The sequence below is a fragment of the Actinomadura soli genome (genome assembly GCF_005889715.1).
GTDB classification, from domain to species: domain Bacteria; phylum Actinomycetota; class Actinomycetes; order Streptosporangiales; family Streptosporangiaceae; genus Spirillospora; species Spirillospora soli.
Window position 1 is genome coordinate 1 of record NZ_VCKW01000133.1, and the last position, 23,673, is coordinate 23,673.

A 23,673-nucleotide genomic window follows, 5' to 3' on the forward strand; every position below is an offset into this window, starting at 1 on the left:
CTTGTGGGTATGCGGGACAGGGGTGGGAGGGCGCGATTCTCAGTCAGCGCCTCGACCGGAGTTCGTGCCCGGCCTGAAGGGTCAGGCGTCGCGGTGGCGGAGGACGGTCACCCCGCCCCACATGGCCGCCGCCGTCCAGGCCGCGAGAATTGCCAGGGCGACCGCGGCCGGGTAAGGGCCGTTGGCGTTCAGCAGATATCCGCCGGCCTTGCTCGGCATGCCGTTCGCGACGTCCATGAGCAGTTCCGAACGGCTGTTGGCCAGCATCACCGGCAGCACCATGATGAGGAGGAAAGCGGTGGTCAGTGTTGCCGCCGTGCTGCGGAGCATGGCTCCGACGCCAAGTATCAGGACGCTCAGCGCCGCCAGGTAGACGCCTGTCATCAGTGCGTCGTGGATTACGTCGCCGGCGTTCAGGCGTCCCCATTTGCCGAGGACGGGGTATGCGACGGCCGTGCCCACGAGGCCAAGGAGGACCCCGGACGGGAAGATGACCGCCGCCGCGACGGCCGCTTTCGCCGCCAGCATTCGGCCCCGCGAGGGCACCCACTGGAGCGTCGCGTGGATGCTTCCCGTCGCGTACTCGCCCGTGATCATCAGGATCGCCAGGGCCAGGACCACGAATTGCACCATGTCCAACGACCCGATGGCGATGTCGCTGACCGAGACCACGCCGGGATGCTCCTGCACGCGTTCATCCGTGTTGTTCGACACCGTCACCTGCGCCATGAGCAAGCACAGCAGCACCATGAGCAGCACTGCGCCCGCCAAGCCCCACCATGTGGAACGCAGGGTCCACAGTTTCGTCCATTCGGCCGCCAGCGCGCCCCGCATACCTCCGCCGGACGCGGTACCGGGTACCTTGCCGACCTCGATGCTCATCGGTGTGGTCATCGCAGTGCCTCCGCCCCCGGCATTCCGGTGCCGTATTCCACGCTCGCGCCGGTCAGGTCCATGTACGCCTCTTCCAGCGACGCCTCAACGGCGCTCAGTTCGAGCACGGGGACGCCCGCCTCGTACGCCATGAGCCCGACGCGGTCTATCGGCAGGCCGGTGACTCGCAGTTCGCCTTCGTCGGTCCGGCGGACTTCGGCACCGACGGCGCGGAGCCGTTCCGCGAGCTCGGACGCCCGGGGACTGCGTACTCGCACCGCGTTGCCGGAGCCGCGCGCGATCACTTCCGCCATTGGCGCGTCGGTGAGCAGGCGTCCGCGGCCGAGGACCACCAATCGATCCGCCGTGAGCTGCATTTCGCTCATCAGATGCGACGACACGAAAACCGTGCGGCCCTCCGCGGCAAGCCCGCGCATCAGGCGCCGCACCCACAGCACCCCGTCCGGGTCGAGGCCATTCACCGGTTCGTCGAACATCAGCACGCCCGGATCGCCCAGCAGCGCCCCGGCTATTCCCAACCGCTGGCGCATCCCGAGCGAATACGCGCCGACCCGCCGTCCCGCGACGGACTCCAGCCCGACGAGGCCCAGAACCTTGTCCACTCGCGCCAGAGGGATTCCGTTGCTGCGCGCCATGGCCACCAAGTGCGCTCTCGCCGAACGGCCGGGATGCACCGACCCCGCGTCCAGTAGCGCTCCGACCTCTCGTATCGGACGCGGCATTCCCGCATACCTGCGGCCGCCGACCAGCGCCTCGCCCGCACTCGGGTGATCCAGACCCACGATCATGCGCATCGTGGTGGATTTCCCCGCCCCGTTCGGGCCGAGGAACCCGGTGACCTTTCCCGCCGCCACCTCCAGCGACAGCCCGTCCACCGCGGTCTTGTCCCCGTACCGTTTCGTCAGTCCCCGCAGAGTGATCACCCAGGTTCTCCCGCCGACCGTCCAGCATGACGAGCCCGAACCTAGGCGGCCGGCGACATCCACCACACGCCCCGGACGACACCTGTCACCCCCGACTTTCGTCAGGTGCGGCCGAACCTGGAAGCAGCGCGTCAGCGGTATCGGTGACCCTGGCGGGCTCGGCTATCCGTTGAGGATTACCTGGAGGGCCTGGTCGATGAGGATGTCGATGATGGCGCCGGTTATCTCTTTGAAGATGGGGATCTCGGCGAGGGAGGCGCCGAAGGTGACGGCGGCGGTGGCGATCGCCTGGGCTATCTGGATGGCCAGGATCGTGAGCTGGACGATGACGTTGATCTTCAGGGCGAGGACGATGCCGCCGCAGACCATGAGGCCGGCGCCGATGATGTTCGCCGCCGTGGTGAAGTCCTCGAGGTTGGTCTTGGGGGAGTCCTCGGCCGTCCAGGAGCTGCGGAACGCCTCGATGTCGTCGCCCTTGTTGGCCTGCCAGATCCGCTGTGCCTGGGCGTCAGCCTCGCCCAGGGGGCCGGTGTGGGAGCCGGCGAAGCGGAGCCAGGCGCCGCCCATCTGAAGGAGTTTGACCTCGTCGGCCTCGGGCCAGGTGTAGCCGAGCATCGAGAGCCGGGAGCGGAGTTCGCCGGGGAGTTGCAGACCCATCAGCCCAGCACGTCCCGGACTCGGTTGATCTCCGTCACGTTGCTCTTCTCGGCGGCGAGATGGTTGGCGGCGACGGATTGAACGGTGTCGCCGTCCTCGGTCATCGCCTCGATGTTGTCGTTGTAGCAATCGGCGGCGGCCTCGTAGATCGCCTGATAGCAACCGCCGATCAGGGAGCCGATGTCGTCGGTCCCCCAGGGTTCGCCGAAGCCGGCCAGTTCGGCCTGGAACGCCTCCCAGTCGGCTTTCAGCCGCTGTGCCGAGGAGCCGATGCCGAGTCCGGACCGGCGGATTCCCTCGGGGTCGACCTCGTATCCGGGCATGCCCATGGGTTGTCTCCTTGGTTCAACGCCGTTCGAAGGAGTTCATCAGGTCGCGCAATGACTGGGTGTATTCGTTCAATTGCCTCAGGCTGAGGTCTTGGGCCTCGCGGAGGCGGTCGTCGAGGGCGGTGTCCGCGGCGGGGGCCGGGGCGTCCGCCGTCTGGGCGTCGAGGGCGGCGTTTATGGCGGCTATGGCGCGCTCGGCCAGCTCGTGTGAATTGAGCCGTGCGGCTCGCGGGGTTATCTCGACGGTCTCGATACGCCCGTCCGGGGTGACGGTTGCGCGAACCGTTCGGTCGGGGTCGTGGCCTTCGGCTGCTGCCTGCGGGGCGGGTTCCGGCTGGGTGGTGGCGGCTTGCAGGACGTTGCCCAGGACTTTGTCGAGGTCGTCGGTGGCGCGTTCGTAGCTCATCGGATGCTCGCCCGTGCCTTCGCCAGCGCTTCGCCGATGGATTGGTTGATCAGGGCCATTTGGCGCATGCCCTGCTCCTGCACGTTCCGCAGGGTCTGGACGAGTGCGGCCGGGTCGACGGTGGGCTCGGTGTCCGTGGATTCCGTCTGGGCGCGCAGATCGTCAAGTGCGGCATTAGCGGCGGCGGCGATGTGAGCGGCGAGCTCTTCCGGTGACTGGCGCATCGCGCGGGGGTCCAGTTCGAGGCTGGTCAGGCGGCCTTTGGTCGCGGTGGCCTTGACCCGCTCCTCGTCGGCTGTGCCTACGCCGCGCTGGAACGATCCCTCCGGTGGATGGCCTAGGCCATTTTCGGACGAGCCGGAATGTGCGGCGGTGCGCATCGATTTCAGTCGCTCACGTGCCTTGACCAGCCGGTCTTCTGCGTTTTCAGGAGAGGGTTCGGTCACCGATACTCCCTGAGGCCGGAGGAATGCGCGTCTGCGGTGCTACTCCCGTAATACCGCATCCGTGTAATGGACGAATTCTGGACGCCGCCGGTTCCGGCTCAGCCCGGGGTCAGGGGAGGGGGAAACGGCCGTTCAGGCGGGTCGTGAGGGTCGTCGCGGTGGCGCGGGCCTGTTCGGCCAGTGTCGGCCACGTCTCCTCGGGGTGGTCTTCGCGGCGGAAGGTGATGGTGATGGCGGCCGTGGGGTGGGCCGTGTGGTCGAAGGCGCATGCGGCGATGCTGGCGAAGCCCTCGGTGATGTGGCCGTCCTCGACCGACCAGCCCCGGCGGGCGTCCTCGGAGAGGGTGCGGCGAAGATCGGGGAGGCTCGTGGGGCCGCGGCCGGTACGGCTGATGAAGGGCGCCGTGCGAGTGACGACGGGGACCGCGAACAGGGCGCGGACCTGCGCGGCGGGCAGGTGGGCGAGCATCGAGCGGCCGCTCGCGGTGAGGTGGGCGGGCATCCGGACGCCCACGTCGGTGACGAGCGTGGCGTGCCGGGCGGGCTGCTCTTTGAGCAGGTAGAGCGTCTCCGGGCCGTGCAGGATGCCGAGCTGGACGATCTCGCCCACGCGGTCGACCAGGCGGCGGAGGAGGGGGCGGGCCAGGCGTTCGAGGGGCTCGTGACGGAGGTAGGCGGAGCCGACCTCGAAGGCCGCGACGCCGAGGCCCCAGCGGCGCTCTTCGGGGATGTAGGTGACGAAGCCGTCCTCGGCCATCGCGGTCAGGAGGTGGTAGGTGCTCGACCGGGGCAGGTCCAGGGAGCGGGCGATCGAGGACGCGGGCAGGGGCCCGGCCGCGGCGGCCAGCAGGCGCAGGACCGCCAGGGCGCGGCGGGCGGCCGGTACCTGGGACATGAGCCCATGGTCTCGTATCTGAGACGGCCAGGTCGCCCCGGCCCCACTCCACGGGCTGCCTCCGGAGTTGCTCGCCTGCACGGCGCGGGCGTGGGCGGTCCACCCGCGGGGTCCGTTGTCGAGGTGAGGATCCGGGCCGACCGGCCACGCGCTGCGCGACCTCATGGGTTTTGTCCCTTAGCGCGCCGTCGGGGAGCGGAGGCGGGCGGCGTGAGCGGGGAGCACCGTTATGGGCAGGTCTTCCAGTTGAGGTGGTAGGACGTGCCGAGGTCGGAGTTCATGCTCAAGGAGTTCGGCTTGGACTTGTCAGAGGATGTCATGAGTAGTTCGGTGTTGAGATTGAGATTCCGCTGTTCGCCGCAACGCTGCCAGAGGAGCTGAATCAATCTCTCGGTGACCTGCCAGGCGCCTGCGACAGGGCCGGGAATTTGTTTCCGGTACACACCGGCCTGCGGAGAGCCTGCGAAGTAGAACATGGATTTGAGGGAACCGGTCGTCGTGGGCTCCAGGTTGGCGGTGCCGTTGTGCTCCACCCTTTCCACCGCGTATACGAGACCCTCCGGGAGGGTGACCTTCAGGCTGATCTGGCAGTTCTTGCGGGCGTCGGTCGGTTTGGCGTCGCCGCCGAGCTTGGCCGTGTGGCCGCTGTATTTGAGGGTGAAGCTGCCCGGGTTGGGGATGGCCGTAACGGTTCCGGGTGGGCATCCGCTGCCGTTCAGGGACGCGATCTCGATCGTGGGAGTGGGAGGTTCCAGTGCCGCTGACGCGGGCGCGAAGGTCAAGGCGAGCGGGGCCAGGGCGACGCCAAGAATCGCGGTCGCCTTGATTCTGGGGTGCAACATGGGCGGACTTCCTCTGGTGGGGGTAGGCCAGGGCATGCCTGCGGTCGGCGCGGCCGACTGATATCGCCGCGACTCGAACTTCACCAAGATTAATTTCATTGAAATTCGGATGCAATGTTGAATATTCCTTCTATTATCGCGTTCAAAGTGGCGGGGACCGGGTTGTTGACCGGCTGTGCCGGGGAGGCGGCACGGCCCTCGCGGCGGACGGTGACCGCGCCGGCGGCAGTGTCTGGTATCTGAGACACCTTCGGCGGGCAGGCCCTCGTCCAGCGGTGTGCGGAGGCGCTGGAATGGTGGGTATGAGCTCTGACATGGGGGACAACGGCGTTCGGGTCGGGTCGGAGACGCTCGGCTTCGCGCAGGTCGCGGCGGTGGCGCGGGGCGGAGCCGCGGTCTCGCTGACGGACGACGCGCTGAAGCTGATCGGGGAGTCGCGGGCGCACATCGAGGAGCTGTCCGCGCGTCCGACGCCTGTCTACGGTGTCTCCACCGGGTTCGGGGCGCTGGCCACCCGGCACATCGCCCCGGAGAAGCGGGCGCAGTTGCAGCTGAACATCGTCCGGTCGCACGCGGCGGGGACGGGGCCGGAGGTCGAGCGCGAGGTCGTCCGGGCGCTGATGCTGCTCAGGCTGCGGACACTCGCCACCGGGCGCACCGGCGTCCAGCCGGTCACGGCGCGGACGCTGGCCGCACTCCTCAACGCCGGCATCACGCCCCAGGTCTTCGAGCACGGGAGCCTCGGCTGTTCGGGGGACCTCGCGCCGCTCGCTCATGTGGCGCTGGCGTTGATCGGTGAGGGGTCCGTCAGGGACGGCGACGGCGTGCTCAAACCGGCCGCCCAGGCACTGGAGGAAGCCGGGATCGCGCCGGTCACGCTGGGCGCCAAGGAGGGGCTCGCCCTCCTGAACGGGACGGACGGCATGCTCGGCATGCTCGTCCTCGCCATCGAGGACCTGCGGAGCCTCCTCACGGCCGCGGACCTGGCGGCCGCCATGACCGTCGAGGCGCTGCTGGGCACCGACCGCGTCTTCGCCGCCGACCTGCAGGACCTGCGGCCGCATCCGGGGCAGGCGGCGTCGGCGGCGAACCTGCGGGCGCTGCTCGGCGAGTCGGAGATCATGGAGTCGCATCGCGGGCCCGACTGCACGCGGGTGCAGGACGCCTATTCGCTGCGGTGCGCCCCCCAGGTCAACGGGGCGGCCCGCGACACGCTGGAACACGCGGAACTCGTGGCCAGGAGGGAGCTGGCGTCCGCCATTGACAATCCGGTGGTGCTGCCCGACGGACGGGTCGAGTCGAACGGCAATTTCCATGGGGCTCCCATTGCCTATGTGCTCGACTTCCTGGCCATTCCCGCGGCGGACGTCGCGTCGATGTCGGAACGCCGCACCGACCGGATGCTCGACAAGGGACGCTCCTACGGGCTGCCCGCCTTCCTCGCCGACGACCCCGGCGTCGACTCCGGGCACATGATCGCGCAGTACACGCAGGCCGCGATCGTGTCGGATCTGAAGCGGCGCGCCGCGCCCGCGAGCGCCGACTCCATCCCGAGTTCGGCCATGCAGGAAGACCACGTGTCGATGGGCTGGAACTCGGCCCGCAAGCTGCGCCGGTCCGTGGAGGGGCTCGCGCAGGTCATCGCCATCGAGATCCTCACCGCCGCGCGGGCCCTCGACCTGCGCACACCGCTGCGTCCCGGGCCGGCGACCGCCGCCGTCGTCGCGCGGCTGCGGGAGGCCGTCCCGCCGCCCGGCCCGGACCGCTACCTCGCGCCCGAGATCGCCGCCGCGACCGAGATGGTCCGGGACGGGTCCCTCATCGCCGCCGCCGAAGCCGTCACCGGCCCGCTCACCTGAGCCCGCCGCCATGTGCCCGCACCCACGCGCCCTACCCATGCGCCCGCACCCGTGAGCACCCGCCCATGAGCGCGCTCGCCTGGGCGCGCACTCGAAACAAGCTCTCCCTGTACGAGCTCTTCTGAACCCGCTCTCACGAAGGAGCCGAAGATGTCAGGTCCACGTCCGGTCCGCGCGCCGCGCGGCACGTCGCTGACCGCCGCCAAGGGCTGGCCGCAGGAGGCGGCCCTGCGCATGATCCAGAACAACCTCGACCCCGAGGTCGCCGAGCACCCGGACGAACTGGTCGTCTACGGCGGGTCCGGGAAGGCGGCCCGGAGCTGGGACGCGTTCGACGGCATCATCAGGTCGCTGTCCGACCTGGAGGGGGACGAGACGCTGCTCGTCCAGTCCGGCAAGCCGGTCGGGATCTTCCGGACGCACGAGTGGGCCCCGCGCGTGCTGATCGCGAACTCGAACCTGGTGCCGCAGTGGGGGACCTGGGAGGAGTTCCGCCGCCTGGAGTCGCTCGGCCTCACCATGTTCGGGCAGATGACCGCCGGCTCCTGGATCTACATCGGGACGCAGGGCATCCTCCAGGGCACCTACGAGACGTTCGCGACCGTCGCGGAGAAGCGGTTCGGCGGCTCGCTCGCCGGGACGATCACGCTGACCGCCGGGCTCGGCGGGATGGGCGGCGCGCAGCCGCTGGCGGTGACGATGAACGGCGGCGTCGCGATCTGCGTCGAGTGCGACCCGTCCCGGATCGAGCGGCGCGTCCAGCACCGGTACTGCGACGTCGAGGCCGCGAGCCTGGACGAGGCGCTGCGGCTCGCGGAGGAGGCGAAGGCGGAGCGGCGCGCGCTGTCGATCGCGGTCCTCGGGAACGCGGCCGACATCGTCCCGGAACTGCTGCGCCGGGGCGCGCCGATCGACATCGTCACCGACCAGACCAGCGCGCACGACCCGCTGGCCTACCTCCCGCGCGGCGTCGAGTTCGGCGACATGGCCGCCGAGCGCGACAAGGACCCGGCCGCGTTCATCGACCGGGCCCGGACGTCGATGGCCGCGCACGTCGAGGCGATGGTCGGCTTCCAGGACGCGGGCGCCGAGGTCTTCGACTACGGCAACTCCATCCGCGGTGAGGCGCAGCTCGCCGGATACGAGCGGGCGTTCGATTTCCCGGGGTTCGTGCCCGCCTATATCCGCCCGCTGTTCTGCGAGGGCAAGGGGCCGTTCCGGTGGGCGGCGCTGTCCGGGGACCCGGCCGACATCGCCCGCACCGACCAGGCGATCCTCGACCTGTTCCCGGACAACGAGCCGCTGACCAGGTGGATCAGGATGGCGCGGGAGAAGGTGCACTTCCAGGGCCTGCCGTCGCGGATCTGCTGGCTCGGCTACGGCGAGCGCGACAGGGCCGGCGAGATGTTCAACGACCTGGTGGCGCGCGGCGAGATCAGCGCGCCGATCGTCCTCGGCCGCGACCATCTCGACTGCGGGTCGGTCGCCAGCCCGTACCGGGAGACGGAGGGCATGAAGGACGGCTCGGACGCGATCGCCGACTGGCCGCTGCTGAACGCGATGCTGAACGCGTCGTCCGGCGCGACCTGGGTGTCCATCCACCATGGCGGCGGCGTCGGGATCGGCCGCTCCATCCACGCGGGCCAGGTCTGCGTCGCGGACGGGACGGCCCTCGCCGGTGAGAAGCTGCGCCGCGTCCTGACCAACGACCCGGGGACGGGCGTCATGCGGCACGTCGACGCGGGCTACGAGCGCGCCGCCGAGGTCGCGGACGAGCGCGGCGTCCGCATCCCGATGCAAGCGTGAGCGAACCGAAAGGCCGGGAGCGGCGATGAGCTTCGAGGAGATGTGGGCGGCGCTGCTGCCGGTCGGGCGGGACGAGGCGACCGGCGGCTACCACCGGTTCGCGTGGACGCCGCCCGAGCTGGAATGCCGCGCCTGGTTCCTGGACGAGGCGCGCCGCCGCGACCTGGACGTCGAGCACGACCCGAACGGGAACATGATCGCCTGGTGGCTCCCGGAAGACGGCTCGCGCGGCGACGCCGTCCTGACCGGGAGCCATCTGGACTCGGTGCCGGGCGGCGGCGCGTTCGACGGGCCGCTCGGCATCGTGTCCGCGTTCGCCGCCGTCGACCTGCTCCGCGAGCGGGGCGCCGGGCCGCGGCGGCCGATCGGGATCGCGGCGTTCGCCGAGGAGGAGGGCGCGCGGTTCGGGGTGGCGTGCCTGGGGTCGCGGCTGCTGGCCGGGGCGATCGACCCGGCGCGGGCCCGCGGCCTCACGGACGCGGACGGTCACACGTTCGCCGAGGTCATGCACAATGCCGGGTTCGACCCCGAGGCGATCGGCCCCGACGACGATCTGCTCGGACGCGTCGGATGCCTGGTGGAGTTGCACGTCGAGCAGGGGCGCGCGTTGCGGGAGCCGGTCGGGGTCGCGAGCGCGATCGTCCCGCACGGGCGGTGGCGGTTCGACTTCGCCGGCGAAGGCAACCACGCCGGGACGACCAGGCTGCCTGACCGGCGCGACCCCATGCTGCCCTTCGCGGCCATGGTCATCGCCGCGCGGGAGGCGGCCGAACGCAACGGGACCGTCGCGACCGTCGGGAAGGTGCGGGTCGTGCCGGGCGGGGTGAACGCGATCGCCTCGTCCGTGACCGGCTGGCTGGACGCGCGAGGACCGGAGGACAAGGCCGTCCGCCGGACGGTCGCGGAGATCGATGAGGCCGCCAGGGTCGCCGCCCGCCCGCACCGGGTGAGCGTCGACCTCGCGGAGGAGTCCTATTCGGAGATCGTCGACTTCAATCACGCCCTCCGCGACCGGATCGGCGCGACGCTGGGCGGCGTTCCCGTCCTGCCGACCGGCGCGGGGCACGACGCGGGCGTCCTTTCGGCGCGGCTGCCGACGGCGATGCTGTTCGTCCGCAACCCCACCGGGGTCTCGCACGCGCCCGCCGAGTACGCCGAACCGGCCGACTGCCTGGCCGGAGTCGAGGCCCTCACGGCGGTACTGGACGAGCTCGCTTGTAGCGACAGGGCGCGCGGGTAAGGATCTGGTATGCAATGGCACGCACAGCTGGCCTGGCTCGGAGACGGCGTGGCGGCCGATGTGCTCATCGACGCCGACGGTGAGCGGATCACGCGCGTCGTGCCCGGCGTCCCCGCCCCGGAGAACGCCCAGCGCCTGCCCGGCCTGACGCTGCCGGGCCTGGCCAACGCGCACTCGCACGCCTTCCACCGCGCGCTCCGCTCCCGCGTCCAGGCCCACTCCGGCACGTTCTGGACGTGGCGCGACACGATGTACAAGGTCGCCGACCGCCTCGACCCCGATTCGTACCGCGCGCTCGCCGCCGCCGTGTACGCCGAGATGGCCCTGGCCGGGATCAGCTGCGTCGGTGAGTTCCACTACCTGCACCACCGGCCGGGCGGCGCCCCCTACGACGAGCCGAACGCGATGGGCGAGGCGCTGATCGCCGCCGCGGCGGACGCGGGCATCCGGATCACGCTCCTCGACGCCTGCTACCTCGCCGGCGGCATCGGCGAGCCGCTCAAGGGCCCGCAGCTCCGCTTCGGCGACGGCACCGCGGGCAACTGGGCGCGCCGCGTCGGCAGCCTGCACGAGGAGACCGACAAGGCGGGACGGCTCCACGCCCGCGTCGGCGCCGCGATCCATTCGGTCCGGGCCGTGCCGCGCGAGCAGCTCAGCGCGGTCGCGTCGTGGGCGAAGGAGCACCGCGCGCCGCTGCACGTCCACCTGTCGGAGCAGCCCGCCGAGAACGCGGCGTGCCTGGACGCCTACGACCTGACCCCGACCCGCCTGCTCGCCGAGTCGGGGGCACTGGGCGCGCTGACCACGGCCGTCCACGCGACGCACCTCACCGAGGAGGACATCGGCCTGCTCGGCACGACGATGACCGGCGTGTGCATGTGCCCGACCACCGAGCGGGACCTCGCCGACGGCATCGGCCCGGCCCGCGACCTGGCGAACGCGGGCGCGCCGGTCTGCCTCGGCTCCGACCAGCACGCCGTCATCGACCTGTTCGAGGAGGCCCGCGCGGTCGAGCTGGACGAGCGCCTCCGCACCCGCGCGCGGGGCCACTGGACGGCCGGGGAACTGCTGGCCGCGGCCACGTCCAACGGCCACTACGGGCTCGGCTGGCCGGAGGCCGGACGGCTGGAGCCCGGCGCGTACGCGGACCTCGTCACCGTCGCGCTCGACTCCGTCCGCACCGCCGGGAGCGCCGGGTACGCCGCGGAGGCGGCCGTGTTCGCGGCGACGTCCGCCGACGTCCGGCACGTGGTCGTGTCGGGGCGGCAGATCGTCCACGACGGGCGGCACCTGCTGATCGACGACGTCCCGGGCGCGCTCACCGAGGCCATCGCCGCCGTCACCGCCGCACCCGACGCGGAGTGACGCGAATGCCCCGTGAGATCCTTCCGAGGGTGAGCACCGGCACAGGCAGCACCGTCATCACGAACATCGGGGAACTGGTCACCAACGACCCCGCCACCGGCTCCGGCCTGGGCATCCTCCGGGACGCCGCGCTGGTGATGGCGGACGGCAAGATCGCGTGGACGGGCCCGGCGGCGGACGCGCCCGCCGCCGACGCCTCGTTCGACGCGGCCGGGCGGGCCGTCCTCCCCGGGTTCGTCGACTCCCACGCGCATCTCGTCTTCGCCGGCGAGCGCGCCGAGGAGTTCGCCGCCCGGATGAGCGGCCAGAAGTACGACGGCGGCGGCATCCGCACGACCGTGGAACGCACCCGCGTCGCGTCCGACGACGACCTGCGCGCCAACGTCCGCCGCCTCATCGGCGAGATGGCCCGGCAGGGCACGACGACCGTCGAATGCAAGTCCGGATACGGCCTGACGATCGAGCAGGAGGAGCGGGCCGTCCGCATCGCGGCGGAGTTCGCCGACGAGGTCACCTACCTCGGGGCGCACGTCGTCCCCGCCGAGTACCAGGGCGACACCGCCGGCTACGCGCGCCTCGCCGCCACCGACATGCTGGCGGTCTGCGCCCCGCACGCCCGCTGGGTGGACGTCTTCTGCGAGCAGGGCGCCTTCGACGCCGACCAGGCCCGGGAGATCCTGCGGGCGGGCATCGCGGCGGGCCTCCGCCCCCGCGTGCACGCGAACCAGCTCACCGAGGGCCCCGGCGTGCAGGTCGCCGTCGAGGTGGACGCCGCGTCCGCCGACCACTGCACGTTCCTCAGCGACGCCGACGTGGACGCGCTGGCGTCGTCCCGCACGGTCGCGACCCTCCTGCCGGGCGTCGAGTTCTCCACCCGCCAGCCCTACCCCGACGCCCGCCGCCTCCTGGACGCGGGCGCGACCGTGGCGCTCGCCTGCGACTGCAACCCCGGCTCCTGCTACAGCTCCAGCATGGCGTTCTGTGTCGCCGTCGCCGTCCGGGACATGCACATGACGCCCGCCGAGGCCGTCTGGTCCGCGACCGCCGGTGGTGCCCGCGCGCTACGCCGCACCGATGTCGGCCACCTGGGGGTCGGCGCGCGCGCGGACGTGCACGTGCTGGACGCACCGTCGCACATCCACCTCGCCTACCGTCCCGGCGTCCCGCAGACGGCCGCCGTGTGGAAGGCCGGAACTCAGGTGAGGTAGCGGCGATTGACCCTGATCAGGGGTGTCTCGTCGCGGGCGATGTAGTCGGCGGCGAGGACCTCGGCGACGAACAGGGTGTGATCGCCCGCGGCGACGGCCTGGCGCGTCTCGCATTCGATGGCGGCCAGTCCCGATTCCGGGATGAGGGCGTCCGAACGGCCGCCGCGGTGGTGGGGCGCGCTCGCGAGGAGGATGCGGGCGCTCGGACGGCCCTCGGCGGCGAAGCGCCCGGCCAGCGCGCGCTGCCCGGACGACAGGACGGTCGCGGCCCAGCGCTCCCGCCGGTTCAGGACCTCCGTCAGGTACGACGACGTCGCCACGCCCGCGGCGACCATCGGCGGGTCGAGCGACACCGACATGAACGAGGTCACCGTCGTGCCGAGATCGTCGCGGCCGTCGCGGACGGTCAGCACGACGACGCCCGTGGCGAACCCCGCGACCGCCTCGACGAAGTCGGTACCGGCGGCGGTCAGCGGATCTCCCAGGTCCCCGGCAGGGTCAGCGGCCCGGCGGCGGGCAGGCCGAGCCGGGCGGCGAGACCGCCGAGCGAGCCCCAGGCGTCGAAGCGGGCGGCCGCGGCCGCGCGGTCCTCGCTGGACTCCGGCGGCCGGAGCCGCTCCAGCGGCGAGGTGTGCGGGTACACGCGGATCGGGGCGTCGGCGGCGAGGCCGGACTTCTTGCGCGCCACCTCCAGGGCCAGGTCGATGCCGCCGAGCCGGTCGACGAGGCCGTGCTCCTTGGCGTCGGCGCCCGTCCAGACACGGCCCCTGGCCAGCTCGTGGACGCGTTCGCGGGACAGCCCCCGGCCCTCCGCGACCCGCGCGGTGAAGTCGTCGTAGATCTTGTCGAGGGAGGCGTTGACGCGCTCCCACTCGGAGTCGCTGAAGTCCTTCGTGGCGCTGAACATGCGGGCGTGGTCGCCGTCCGCGACGCTGCCGAGCCCGACGCCGATCCGGTCGAGGAGCCCGTTGACCAGCGCCTTCCCGGCGACGACGCCGATCGAGCCGGTGAGGGTGCCGGGCTGGGCGACGATCGTGTCCGCCGCCGCCGACACGTAGTAGCCGCCGGACGCCGCGACGTTGCCCATGGACACGATCACGGGCTTGCCGGCGCGCTGGGCCAGCACCACCTCCCGCCAGATCGCGTCGGACGCGACGGCGGAGCCGCCCGGGCTGTTGACGCGGAACACGATCGCCTTGACCCGGTCGTCCTTGACGGCGGCGCGGAACGCGGCGCCGATGGTGTCCGAGCCCATCGCGGGGCCGGAGTTCGGGAACGGGCCGCCGCGGCCGCTGCGGCCGAGCCGGATCGGGCCGTGCCCGTTGATCAGCGCGACGGTGTCCTGCCGGCCGGGCTGCGGGAGCCGCCCCGCCAGGCCGTGCGCGCGGTTGTAGCGGGAGACGTAGCGCAGCTGCGCCTCCTCGCCGAACTCCGCGCGCAGGTCGGCGTACACCTCGTCGCGGTAGCCGAGCCGGTCGACCAGGTTCTCCTCCAGCGCCTCGCCGGCGAGGAGCGGGCCGCGGTCGGTGAGGTCGCGGACCTTGTCCTCCGGGAGGCCGCGCCCGGCGGCGATCCCGGCGGTGATCTGCTCCCCGAGCGAGTCGACGAGGCGCCGCGACGACTCCTCGTGCTCCGGCGTGTACGCCTTCTCCATGAACGTGTTCGCCATGGTCTTGTACTCGTGCCGCTTCGCGAACCGCGGCTGCACGCCCGCCTTCTCCAGCGCGCCCGCGAGGAACGGCTCCTCGATCGCGACGCCGGTCAGCCCGACCTCGCCGGTGGGCTGCAGGTACACCTTGTCGAACCCGGTGGCCAGGTAGAACGGCACGGTGCCGCGCCCGCCCTCGCCGAACGTCTCCGCCCACGCGACGGTGAGCTTGCCCGCGTCCCGCAGCGCCTGGACGGCCTCGCGCAGCTCCTGGACGAGCGCCAGCCCGACGCCGCCGGAGATCTTCACGACGAGGGCGCGCACCCGGGTGTCGGAGCGGGCGCGGCGCAGGCCGTCCAGGACGTCCCGCAGGCTCGTCCGGCGCATGGACATGATCGCTGAGATCGGGTCGGACGGCGCGACCTCCACGATGCCCTCGGTGAGGTCCAGCTCGAGGATCAGCGGGGCCGTCCGCCGGTCGCGGGCCTGTTTGATCGCGTTGACGACTGTGCCGGGATCCACCATGGACCCAGCCTATGCGTTCGAGTCCATGCCCTCCCGCGCCCTCCCGCGCCGTCCGTCCGCCGGACGGCCCGGTCAGCGCGCGAAGGCCCTGTTCGGGATCACGGTCGCGGGCGCCACGCGGTCGCGGCGCGGCCGCCACGGAACGGCCGGCGGATATCGTCGTCGCATGGGAGACGGCGACGGCTGGGCGGGCTGCGACCTCGGGCACACCCACTGGGGGCGCTTCGGCGCGGCCGGACTGCTGGCCTACCATCGCGACCCTGGCGGCGAGCTGTGGATCCTGTTGCAGCAGCGCGCGTGGTGGGGGCTCGGCGGCGGGACGTGGGGCATGTTCGGCGGCGCCCTGCACAGCCACGAGGACCCCGTGACCGGCGCCCTGCGCGAGACGTCCGAGGAGTGCACGCTCGACGTCGGGACCGTGACCGTCCACGGGACGAGCGTCGAGGACCACGGTGGTTGGTCGTTCACGTCCGTGATGGGTTCGCTGACCGAGCTGGTCCCCGTCGAGCCCGCGTCGAGGGAGACGCGCCGTGCGGAGTGGGTGCGCGCGGAGGAGGTCACCGACCGCAAGCTGTTCGCGCCGTTCGCGCGTTCATGGCCGCGCCTGCAGGACGCGATGAAGGGGCTCGTCCTCGTCGTGGACGCGGCGAACGTCGTGGGCGCCCGCGCCGACGGCTGGTGGAAGGACCGGGCGGGCGCCAACGCCAGGCTCCGCGACGACCTGAAGGCCCTCGACTCCGGCGTGCGGGGCGTGCCGGACGGGCTCGTCCCGTTCGACCGCTGCTTCCCGGAGGTCGTCCTGGTGGTCGAGGGCGCGGCGAGAGGTGTCGCCGGCGCGCCGGGGAACGGCGTGCGGGTCGTGGCGGCTCCGGGCAGCGGCGACGACCGGATCGTGGAACTCGTGCGGGAGGGCGGGCCCGACACCGTCCACCTGGTGGTGACGGCCGATCGGGAACTGAAGGCCCGCTGCCGGGCCGCCGGAGCCGCCGTCACCGGCCCCCGCTGGCTCCTCGACCGGCTCTAGTCCCCGGCCGAGTCCTCGACGCGGTGGCCCGCGTCGCGGAGCGCCGTGGTCGCGTCCTTCTGGCGGTGCTCAGGGACGAGGACGAGATCGGCGTGGTACGTGGACGCGACGAAGACGGAGATCCCGGCGGCGGCGAGCGGGCCGACGATCGCGGCGAGCATTCCCGGCATGTCCAGCCCGTGGCCCGCGTCGCCGTAGAAGCCGACCCAGCGTTCCACCTCGGCGAACGGTGACGCGTCCCTGACCACGGTGAGCCCTTCGGGGGCCCGGACCAGTGCGATCCACTCGTCGTCCTCGGGGAACGTCGCGTTAGGGAGGTGCTCCACCATGAACTGGGACGGGACGACGTGCAGGTGCTGAGCAGTGGTCATTCCATCATTATTCAGGGACGAGCCACACCGCGCCCAGAGGCGGAACGCGCAGCACCGTGGACGCGGGCAAGCCGTGCCAGGGTTCGGCGGTGGCCTCGACGCGTCCGAGGTTGCCGACGCCGCTGCCGCCGTAATCGAAGGAGTCGGTGTTGACGATCTCGCGCCAGCCGCCCTCGCGCGGCAGGCCGAGCCGGTAGTCCTCGTGCGGGCTGCCCGCGAAGTTGACGACGCACGCCAGGACGGGCGGGTCGCCCTGTGAGGCGCCCTCGGGCGTGCCGTAGCGGAGGTAGGAGAGGGTGTTGCCGCCGGCGTCGTTGCCGTCGATCCAGCGGAAGCCCTCGTGGTCGCTGTCGCGCGTCCACAGGGCGGGCTCGGCGCGGTAGGCGCGGTTCAGGTCGCGGACGAGTTTCTGCATGCCCAGGTGGTGGGCGCCCTCGGCGGCGTTCTCCAGCAGCCACCAGTCGAGCGGACGCTCCTCCGCCCATTCGGCGCCCTGACCGAACTCCTGCCCCATGAACAGCAGCTGCTTGCCGGGATGCGACCACATGTACGCGAGCAGGGCGCGCAGGCCGGCGAACTGCTGCCAGGCGTCGCCCGGCATCTTGCTCAGCAGCGACCCCTTGCCGTGGACGACCTCGTCATGCGACAGCGGCAGGACGTAGTTCTCCGAGAACGCGTACACCAGCGAGAACGTGATCTCGTTGTGGTGGTAGTGCCGGAACACCGGCTCGTGGCGCAGGTACTCGAGCGTGTCGTGCATCCAGCCCATGTTCCACTTGAACCCGAACCCGAGGCCCCCGAGATGCGTGGGACGCGACACGCCGGGCCACGCCGTCGACTCCTCGGCCACCGTCATGACGCCCGGGTTGCGCTTGTAGACCGTCGCGTTCATCTCCTGGAGGAACGCGATGGCCTCCAGGTTCTCGCGACCGCCGTAGACGTTGGGCGTCCACTCGCCCTCGTTGCGCGAGTAGTCGAGGTACAGCATCGAGGCGACGGCGTCCACGCGGAGCCCGTCGATGTGGAACTCCTCCAGCCAGTACGACGCGTTCGCCACCAGGAAGTTGCGGACCTCTGCGCGCCCGTAGTTGAAAACGAGCGTCCCCCAGTCGGGGTGCTCGCCGCGCATCGGATCGTCGTGCTCGTACAGGGCGGTGCCGTCGAACCGGGCCAGCGCCCATTCGTCCTTGGGGAAGTGGGCCGGGACCCAGTCCATGATGACGCCGATACCGGCCTGGTGCAGGCGGTCTACCAGGTGGCGGAAGTCGTCCGGGGAGCCGAACCGTGCGGTCGGCGCGAAGTAGGACGTCACCTGGTAGCCCCAGGACGGCCCGTACGGGTGCTCGGCGACCGGCAGAAGCTCCACATGCGTGAAACCCATGTCGCGCACGTACGCGGTCAGTTCCTCAGCGAGTTCCTTGTAGCCCAGCCCTGGACGCCACGAACCGAGATGCACCTCGTACGCGCTCATGGGCTCGTGGAGCCAGTCGCGGTCTTTGCGGCCGTCCATCCATTCGCCGTCGCCCCATTCGTAGGACGACGTGTAGACCCGGGACGCCGTCGCGGGAGGACGCTCCGTGTACCGCGCCATCGGGTCGGCCTTGGCGCGCAGCACGCCGTCCGCGCCGAGGATCTCGAACTTGTAGCAGGTGCCGTCGCCCACGTCGGGGACGAACAGCTCCCAGATGCCGGTGGAGCCGAGCGACCGCATCGGGTGCCCGCGCCCGTCCCAGTGGTTGAAGTCCCCGACCACGCGCACGCCGCGCGCGGTCGGCGCCCACACCGCGAACGCCGTCCCCGTGACCGCGCCGAACGCCGAGGCGTAGCCGCGGACCTGCGCTCCGAGCGCCCGCCACAGCTCCTCGTGCCGTCCCTCGCTGATCAGGTGCAGGTCGAGTTCGCCCAGCGTCGGCAGATGCCGGTAGGGGTCGTCCTGGATCGATTCGGCGCCGTCCCCGTAGGTGACGGCGAGCCGGTAGTCGGGGACGGCGAGCGGCGCCGCGCCGCCGTCGTCGCCGGCCAGCGACGCCCCGCCGGGCAGCGTCCCGGTGAAAAGGCCCTGATGAAAGTGGCGGAGCGGATGCCGGTCGCCGTTCGGCAGAACGACCTCGACGCGCTCGGCGAGCGGCCGCAGCGCCCGGACCGTCACACCGTCCCGGCCCGGATGCGCGCCGAGCACGCCGTGCGGATCGTGGTGGTCGCCGCCGACGAGCCGGTCGATCTCCGCGCGCGTGACCCGTGCCATGCAAGAGAGGTGCCCCGAGAATCGCCGATCTCACGTCCCTGGGGAACCTGTTTCCGGGAGCTTGAGAATTTCCCGGCGGGAAGGCCCGCCGCGGGAGGTTCTGTCCCGGAAGACGCGTGTTGCGACCGCACGGACGGCGCGACTCTTTGTCGAGGGGGTCGCGCCGATTAGCGCCGCCCGTGCGGCCACGTCTACCTGGCCCCAGCGGTGACATCGACCACACCGCCGCGGGCTCCATTCCTGTGTCACCTCAGCGACACAGGTACCTGCCGTACCGGAACGTCCCGGCCCGGTCCGCCCCCGCTCGCGGACCGGGCCGCGCCGTTCCCCACGACGTCGTGTCACCTCTCCCCACGCTCCTCGCGCGACTGGTCGACCAGCAGCCGGCGCAGCCCCGCCGAGTCGTCGGCGGCCACCGTCATCGCGTATCCCGCCTGGAGTTGCGCGTCGCTGAGATCGCCGCTCCGGGTCGCGTACCAGCGGCCCGCGTCGCTGCGCCAGACCTGCCAGCCCGGGAACTCCTCCTCGATGGCCGCCTTCAGATCATCGAAGTCGCCCATCAAGGTCGTCCTTTCCCCGACGCCGCTCTTCTGTATACAAAAGTCTTACTCGGGCTGAGAGGTGTCAAGCTGTCCGTAAGCGGACCGTGCCCCCGCGGATAGCGCATGGAAGGTATGGATCAGAGGGAGAGGCGGAGCAGGATCGAACGCCGCGTCGAACGCCTACTCGAACGGCCGGAAGGCGCGCCCGGAAGAAGGGGAGGTGACGCCGGTGCCGGACCGTCCCGCCTACCTGCGCATCGCCGACACGCTGCGAGAGGGGATCCGGGACGGCAGCCTTCCGCCAGGGACCCGGCTGCCGACCATCGCCGAACTGTGCGAGGCGCACGGCGTATCGGAGATCGTCGTACGGCAGGCCGTCGCCCTGCTGCGCGGGGAGGGGCTGGTCGAGACCCGCCGCGGCGGCGGCACGCTCGTCAAGGTCGTCCCGCCCGCGCGCCGGGTGGCGATGGACCGCTACCGCGCCGTGACCAGGCCGATGGCGGTCCCCGAGACGACCTTCACCCGCGACCAGCAGATCACCTGGGCGGAGTACCGGCTCGACCGGCTGTTCACCCGCGTCCAGGCGGACGACGAGCTCGGCGCGCTGTTCGAGCTGCCGTCCGGGACCGAGCTGCTCCGCCGCCGGTTCGTGTTCTACTCGCGCGGCGAGCCGCAGCAGATCTCCGTCAACTACCTGCCGTGGGACCTCGTCGGCGACACGCCCGTCTCCGACCCGGCCCGCGAGCCGTGGCCCGGCGGGACGCTCGCGCAGCTCGCCTATCTCGGCCGCCCGCCGACCCGCGTCGAGGAGTCCGTCCGCTCCCGCATGCCGACTCCCGAGGAGGCCGAGACGCTCCGCATGACCCGCGGCGTGCCCGTCCTCGCGATCACGCGGCGGCTGCTGTCGCGCGACGACGTGATGGAGGTCTGCCGCGACATCGTGCTCCCCGCCGACCGCGTCGTCCTCGACTACTCCATCGACCTCTGACCGCCGCGCCCGCCCGGGCCGGTGAGGTGGGCCAGGGACTTGAGCGGGACGGGCAGCCAGGCCGGGCGGTTGCGCGCCTCGTACCGGATCTCGTAGACCGCCTTGTCGAACTCGAACGCCCGCACCAGCGCCGCGTGCGCGGCCGGGTCGGGCCCGCCCGCCGCGGCGTAACCGTCGCAGAACGCCTTCCGGTTGCGCTCCGTCCATGCCCGGGCGCGCAGCTCCAGCGCGTCGGCCGTGTCCGGCGGCAGGTCGCCGTTCCGCGCGACCAGGAACCGCGCCGCGTACTCGAAGGAGCGCAGCATCCCGGCGACGTCCCGCAGCGGATGCGCGGGGGCGCGGCGCTCGGCGGGGGCGCGGGCCGGCTCGCCTTCGAAGTCGAGCAGCATCCAGCCGGTGTCGGTCCGCAGGACCTGCCCGAGGTGGAAATCGCCGTGGACGCGCTGGACCGGCAGCGTCCCCGCCCCGGCCGCGAGCTCGTCGAACGCCTCGCGGAGCGCGTGGGCGTGCGGCCGGATCTCCGGGACGGCGGCGCTGACCTGGTCGAGCTGCTCGTTCATCGCGAAGACGGTGTCCCGGACCCGGGCGGGCGTCGCCCGCGTCACGCCGAACGCGGCGGCGAGATCGCGGTGCACCGCGGCGGTCGCCGCGCCGAGCCGCTCCGCCTCGGCCGCGAAGTCGCCACCGGCGGCGCCCGCGTCGCTCGCCGTGAAGGTCTCGCTCCCCGGTACGGCCGCCGGGCCGGGCGGCGTCGTGGGCTGCGCCAGCCAGTCGCGGACGCTCGTCAGCGCGAGCTGCCAGCCGTCGGTGGCGCTGCGCAGGTACTCCGAGAGGAGCGCGAGGGTGGTCGGCTCGTCCCCGGCCCCGCCGCCGTCCGTTCCGGGTTCCAGCTCGATCCAGCCGTGCACGGCGGGGACGTGCTCGGAGCCGCCGCGGGTCAGCGCGAGGTTGACCTCCAGGTCCGGGTTGACGCCGGTCGAGAGGCGGCGGAAGAGCTTGAGGATGTGGGCGTCGCCGAAGATCAGCGAGGTGTTGCTCTGCTCGGCCGTGCTCGGCACGCCGTCCAGGTCCGTGCGGATGACGGCGGCGGGCGCGCGGCGGAACCGCAGCGGCCCGACCGTGGTCGCGTCCGCCATGTGCGCGAGCAGCGGGCGGGTCAGCTCCGGGTCGTGGACCGCGTCGTACACGTGCCCGTCGATTCCATGCTCGCCGGTCAGCCGGCCGATCTCGACGGGCCGCAGCGGGCCGGGCAGCTCGCGCCGGACGCCGAGGAGCAGCTGATAGCGCTCGACCGAGCCGCTCTGGCGGACGTCGAGGATGAGGTGGTGCAGGCCCGGCTCGCCGGTGTGGAGTTCGGTGGCGGTGCCGATGGCCAGGTCGTCGATGGGGCCGTCCTTGCCGCCGAACCATCGCTGCCCGGGCAGCCAGCCGGCCAGCAGCCGGACGAGGGAATGGTCGGACGGCGACACGGCTACCTCACTCCTTCTCCTGGTCGTGCTCCGCGGGCGGCGGCAGCAGGAACCAGTAGAAACCATGGCCCGGAAGCGTCAGCAGATAGGGCAGATCTCCGATGGCCGGGAATTGGACGCCGCCCATGCACTCGATCGGAGTGGATTCCCGGAACCGGCGCAGGTCGAGCTCGACGGGCTGCGGAAAACGCGAAAGATTGTTCACGCAAAGGACCGTGTCCATACCGCCCCATTGGTTGCCGTCCCCGCCGTCGATCTCGCGGGTGAAGGCGAGGACGGAGGGGTTGGAGGCGGACAGTTCGACGTAGGATCCGACGCCGAAGACGGGGTGGCGTTGGCGGATCTCGATCATTTTGCGGGTCCAGTGGAGAAGGGAGCCGGGGTTGTTGGCTTGGGCTTCGACGTTGACGGCTTGGTAGCCGTAGATGGGGTCCATGATGAGGGGGAGGTAGAGGCGGGCGGGGTCGCATTGGGAGAAGCCGGCGTTGCGGTCGGGGGTCCATTGCATGGGGGTGCGGACGGCGTCGCGGTCGCCGAGCCAGATGTTGTCGCCCATGCCGATTTCGTCGCCGTAGTACAGGACGGGGGAGCCGGGGAGGCTCAGGAGGAGGGCGGTGAAGAGTTCGAGTTGGTTGCGGTCGTTGTCCAGGAGGGGGGCCAGGCGGCGGCGGATGCCGATGTTGGCTTTCATGCGGGGGTCTTTGGCGTATTCGGTGTACATGTAGTCGCGTTCTTCGTCGGTGACCATTTCCAGGGTGAGTTCGTCGTGGTTGCGGAGGAAGATGCCCCATTGGCAGTTGTCGGGGATTTTGGGGGTTTGGGCCATGATTTCGGAGATGGGGTAGCGTTGTTCGCGGCGGACGGCCATGAAGATGCGGGGCATGACGGGGAAGTGGAAGGCCATGTGGCATTCGTCGCCGCCGGCGGCGGGGTCGCCGAAGTATTCGACGACGTCGGCGGGCCATTGGTTGGCTTCGGCGAGCAGGACGCGGTCGGGGTAGAGGCGGTCGACTTCGGCGCGGACGCGTTTGAGGTAGGTGTGGGTTTCGGGGAGGTTTTCGCAGGTGGTGTTCTCGCGGGCGTAGAGGTAGGGGACGGCGTCGAGGCGGAAGCCGTCGATGCCCAGGTCGAGCCAGAAGCGGAGGTTTTCGAGCATGGCGTCTTGGACGTGGGGGTTGTCGTAGTTGAGGTCGGGTTGGTGGGAGAAGAAGCGGTGCCAGTAGTACTGGCCGCGGACGGGGTCGTAGGTCCAGTTGGAGGTTTCGGTGTCGATGAAGATGATGCGGGCGTCGGGGTATTTGGTGTCGGTGTCGTTCCACGTGTAGAAGTCGCCGTAGGGGCCGTCGGGGTCGGTGCGGGAGGCTTGGAACCAGGGGTGCTGGTCGGAGGTGTGGTTCATGACCAGGTCCGCGATGACCCTGATGCCGCGGGCGTGCGCCTGCTCGATCAGTTCCACGAAATCGCCCAGATCCCCGAAGTCGGGCAAGATTCTCGTGTATTCCGCGATGTCGTAGCCGCCGTCTTTGAGCGGTGATTGGTAGATGGGCAGCAGCCACAGGCAGTCGATGCCGAGCCATTGCAGGTGGTCGAGCTTGGAGATCAGGCCGCGCAGATCGCCGTACCCGTCGCCATTGGAGTCGGCGAATCCGCGCACGGACACCTCGTAGAACACCGCCGTTTTGAACCAGTGCGGATCGCGCGGCGTTTCTGGGCTGAACGCGTCCGGGACCGGCTCGGACGAGGCCGGGAACGCGTCCGGCGGAATCTCGGTGACGGGCTCGTCCCTCGGCACCGCTCCCGGCGATTCCAGCGGGGGGTCCTGCGGCGCGTCCGGGTGGCGCGGCTCCTGCGGGCGGCTCACGTCTCACCATTCCCGAACGTCAGGATGTGTGCGGGTTGGGTGTGGGGGTCGAGGCGGACGTAGTTGGTTTGGGTCCAGGTGTAGGTGGTTCCGTTGAGTTGGTCGGTGACGGTGTGGGTGTGGTGGGGGT

At 71.3% G+C, this 23,673-nt stretch carries 23 protein-coding genes; 7 read left to right on the top strand and 16 right to left on the bottom strand.

Annotated elements, in window-relative coordinates:
* Window positions 1-81: 81 nt before the first annotated feature.
* The 8 genes from ETD83_RS24085 to ETD83_RS24120 all read right to left on the bottom strand — a co-directional run bounded on the left by ETD83_RS24085 (window position 82) and on the right by ETD83_RS24120 (window position 5,392).
* Window positions 82-834, bottom strand: coding sequence for an ABC transporter permease subunit (locus ETD83_RS24085; protein WP_138647425.1), 753 nt, complete (start codon window positions 832-834; stop codon window positions 82-84).
* A 56-nt stretch (window positions 835-890) separates the two neighbouring features.
* The gene (locus ETD83_RS24090; RefSeq protein ID WP_138647426.1) at window positions 891-1,817 is read right to left on the bottom strand and encodes an ABC transporter ATP-binding protein; all 927 of its coding nucleotides are present in this window, start codon (window positions 1,815-1,817) and stop codon (window positions 891-893) included.
* Between the two features lie 162 nt (window positions 1,818-1,979).
* On the bottom strand, window positions 1,980-2,474 hold the full coding sequence (locus ETD83_RS24095) for a WXG100-like domain-containing protein (RefSeq protein WP_138647427.1): 495 nt from the start codon (window positions 2,472-2,474) through the stop codon (window positions 1,980-1,982).
* Window positions 2,474-2,803 carry a hypothetical protein gene (locus ETD83_RS24100; RefSeq protein ID WP_138647428.1) on the bottom strand — a complete coding sequence of 110 codons (330 nt, stop codon included), beginning with the start codon at window positions 2,801-2,803 and terminating at the stop codon, window positions 2,474-2,476. The genes ETD83_RS24095 and ETD83_RS24100 overlap by 1 nt, the downstream gene beginning before the upstream one ends.
* A gap of 16 nt (window positions 2,804-2,819) precedes the next feature.
* Window positions 2,820-3,209 (bottom strand): YbaB/EbfC family nucleoid-associated protein, encoded by a 390-nt coding sequence (locus ETD83_RS24105; protein ID WP_138647429.1) that lies wholly within the window; start codon window positions 3,207-3,209, stop codon window positions 2,820-2,822.
* Window positions 3,206-3,655: a YbaB/EbfC family nucleoid-associated protein gene (locus ETD83_RS24110; protein ID WP_138647431.1), complete on the bottom strand. Its 450-nt coding sequence runs from the start codon at window positions 3,653-3,655 to the stop codon at window positions 3,206-3,208. Before ETD83_RS24110 ends, ETD83_RS24105 begins: the two co-directional genes overlap by 4 nt.
* A gap of 109 nt (window positions 3,656-3,764) precedes the next feature.
* The gene (locus tag ETD83_RS24115; RefSeq protein ID WP_138647432.1) at window positions 3,765-4,550 is read right to left on the bottom strand and encodes an IclR family transcriptional regulator; all 786 of its coding nucleotides are present in this window, start codon (window positions 4,548-4,550) and stop codon (window positions 3,765-3,767) included.
* A gap of 227 nt (window positions 4,551-4,777) precedes the next feature.
* Window positions 4,778-5,392 (bottom strand): DUF4360 domain-containing protein, encoded by a 615-nt coding sequence (locus ETD83_RS24120; protein WP_171064405.1) that lies wholly within the window; start codon window positions 5,390-5,392, stop codon window positions 4,778-4,780.
* Between the two features lie 314 nt (window positions 5,393-5,706).
* On the opposite strand from ETD83_RS24120, the gene hutH reads away from it, so the two are divergent.
* The 5 genes from hutH (at window position 5,707) to hutI (ending at window position 12,870) form a co-directional block, all read left to right on the top strand.
* Window positions 5,707-7,251, top strand: a complete 1,545-nt coding sequence (gene hutH / locus ETD83_RS24125; RefSeq protein ID WP_407921518.1) for a histidine ammonia-lyase — start codon at window positions 5,707-5,709, stop codon at window positions 7,249-7,251.
* Between the two features lie 150 nt (window positions 7,252-7,401).
* Window positions 7,402-9,057: a urocanate hydratase gene (gene hutU, locus ETD83_RS24130; RefSeq protein WP_138647437.1), complete on the top strand. Its 1,656-nt coding sequence runs from the start codon at window positions 7,402-7,404 to the stop codon at window positions 9,055-9,057.
* A gap of 25 nt (window positions 9,058-9,082) precedes the next feature.
* Complete coding sequence (locus ETD83_RS24135) at window positions 9,083-10,297, top strand: allantoate amidohydrolase (RefSeq protein ID WP_138647438.1); 1,215 nt, start codon at window positions 9,083-9,085, stop codon at window positions 10,295-10,297.
* Between the two features lie 9 nt (window positions 10,298-10,306).
* Window positions 10,307-11,662, top strand: coding sequence for a formimidoylglutamate deiminase (locus ETD83_RS24140; RefSeq protein ID WP_138647440.1), 1,356 nt, complete (start codon window positions 10,307-10,309; stop codon window positions 11,660-11,662).
* 5 nt (window positions 11,663-11,667) lie between these two features.
* Entirely contained in the window at window positions 11,668-12,870 is a 1,203-nt protein-coding gene (gene hutI / locus ETD83_RS24145; protein ID WP_138647441.1) for an imidazolonepropionase, read from the top strand.
* Here the strand turns inward: hutI and ETD83_RS24150 are convergent.
* A complete protein-coding gene (locus tag ETD83_RS24150) occupies window positions 12,858-13,355 on the bottom strand; it encodes a flavin reductase family protein (RefSeq protein WP_138647447.1) in 498 nt (165 codons plus the stop codon). The genes hutI and ETD83_RS24150 overlap by 13 nt on opposite strands.
* On the bottom strand, window positions 13,340-15,043 hold the full coding sequence (gene sppA / locus ETD83_RS24155; RefSeq protein WP_138647442.1) for a signal peptide peptidase SppA: 1,704 nt from the start codon (window positions 15,041-15,043) through the stop codon (window positions 13,340-13,342). The genes ETD83_RS24150 and sppA overlap by 16 nt, the downstream gene beginning before the upstream one ends.
* Here sppA and ETD83_RS24160 point away from each other — a divergent pair.
* Complete coding sequence (locus ETD83_RS24160; RefSeq protein ID WP_329602970.1) at window positions 15,042-16,067, top strand: NUDIX domain-containing protein; 1,026 nt, start codon at window positions 15,042-15,044, stop codon at window positions 16,065-16,067. The genes sppA and ETD83_RS24160 overlap by 2 nt on opposite strands.
* Here the strand turns inward: ETD83_RS24160 and ETD83_RS24165 are convergent.
* The 3 genes from ETD83_RS24165 to ETD83_RS24175 all read right to left on the bottom strand — a co-directional run bounded on the left by ETD83_RS24165 (window position 16,064) and on the right by ETD83_RS24175 (window position 19,243).
* On the bottom strand, window positions 16,064-16,438 hold the full coding sequence (locus tag ETD83_RS24165; protein ID WP_138647443.1) for an ACT domain-containing protein: 375 nt from the start codon (window positions 16,436-16,438) through the stop codon (window positions 16,064-16,066). The two genes, ETD83_RS24160 and ETD83_RS24165, sit on opposite strands and share 4 nt — an antisense overlap.
* Before the next feature lie 7 nt (window positions 16,439-16,445).
* Window positions 16,446-18,683, bottom strand: a complete 2,238-nt coding sequence (gene glgB / locus ETD83_RS24170) for a 1,4-alpha-glucan branching protein GlgB (RefSeq protein WP_138647444.1) — start codon at window positions 18,681-18,683, stop codon at window positions 16,446-16,448.
* A gap of 341 nt (window positions 18,684-19,024) precedes the next feature.
* On the bottom strand, window positions 19,025-19,243 hold the full coding sequence (locus ETD83_RS24175) for a hypothetical protein (RefSeq protein ID WP_138647445.1): 219 nt from the start codon (window positions 19,241-19,243) through the stop codon (window positions 19,025-19,027).
* 202 nt (window positions 19,244-19,445) lie between these two features.
* Between ETD83_RS24175 and ETD83_RS24180 the strand changes: the two genes are divergently transcribed.
* Entirely contained in the window at window positions 19,446-20,213 is a 768-nt protein-coding gene (locus ETD83_RS24180) for a GntR family transcriptional regulator (RefSeq protein ID WP_230421136.1), read from the top strand.
* Here the strand turns inward: ETD83_RS24180 and ETD83_RS24185 are convergent.
* From ETD83_RS24185 to ETD83_RS45725, 3 genes are all read right to left on the bottom strand, one after another.
* A complete protein-coding gene (locus tag ETD83_RS24185; protein WP_138647446.1) occupies window positions 20,195-21,682 on the bottom strand; it encodes a maltokinase N-terminal cap-like domain-containing protein in 1,488 nt (495 codons plus the stop codon). The genes ETD83_RS24180 and ETD83_RS24185 overlap by 19 nt on opposite strands.
* 7 nt (window positions 21,683-21,689) lie before the next feature.
* Entirely contained in the window at window positions 21,690-23,447 is a 1,758-nt protein-coding gene (gene treS, locus ETD83_RS24190; RefSeq protein WP_138647450.1) for a maltose alpha-D-glucosyltransferase, read from the bottom strand.
* Window positions 23,448-23,539: 92 nt separating this feature from the next.
* A partial coding sequence (locus ETD83_RS45725) for a hypothetical protein (RefSeq protein ID WP_329602971.1) occupies window positions 23,540-23,673 on the bottom strand: 134 nt, incomplete at its 5' end.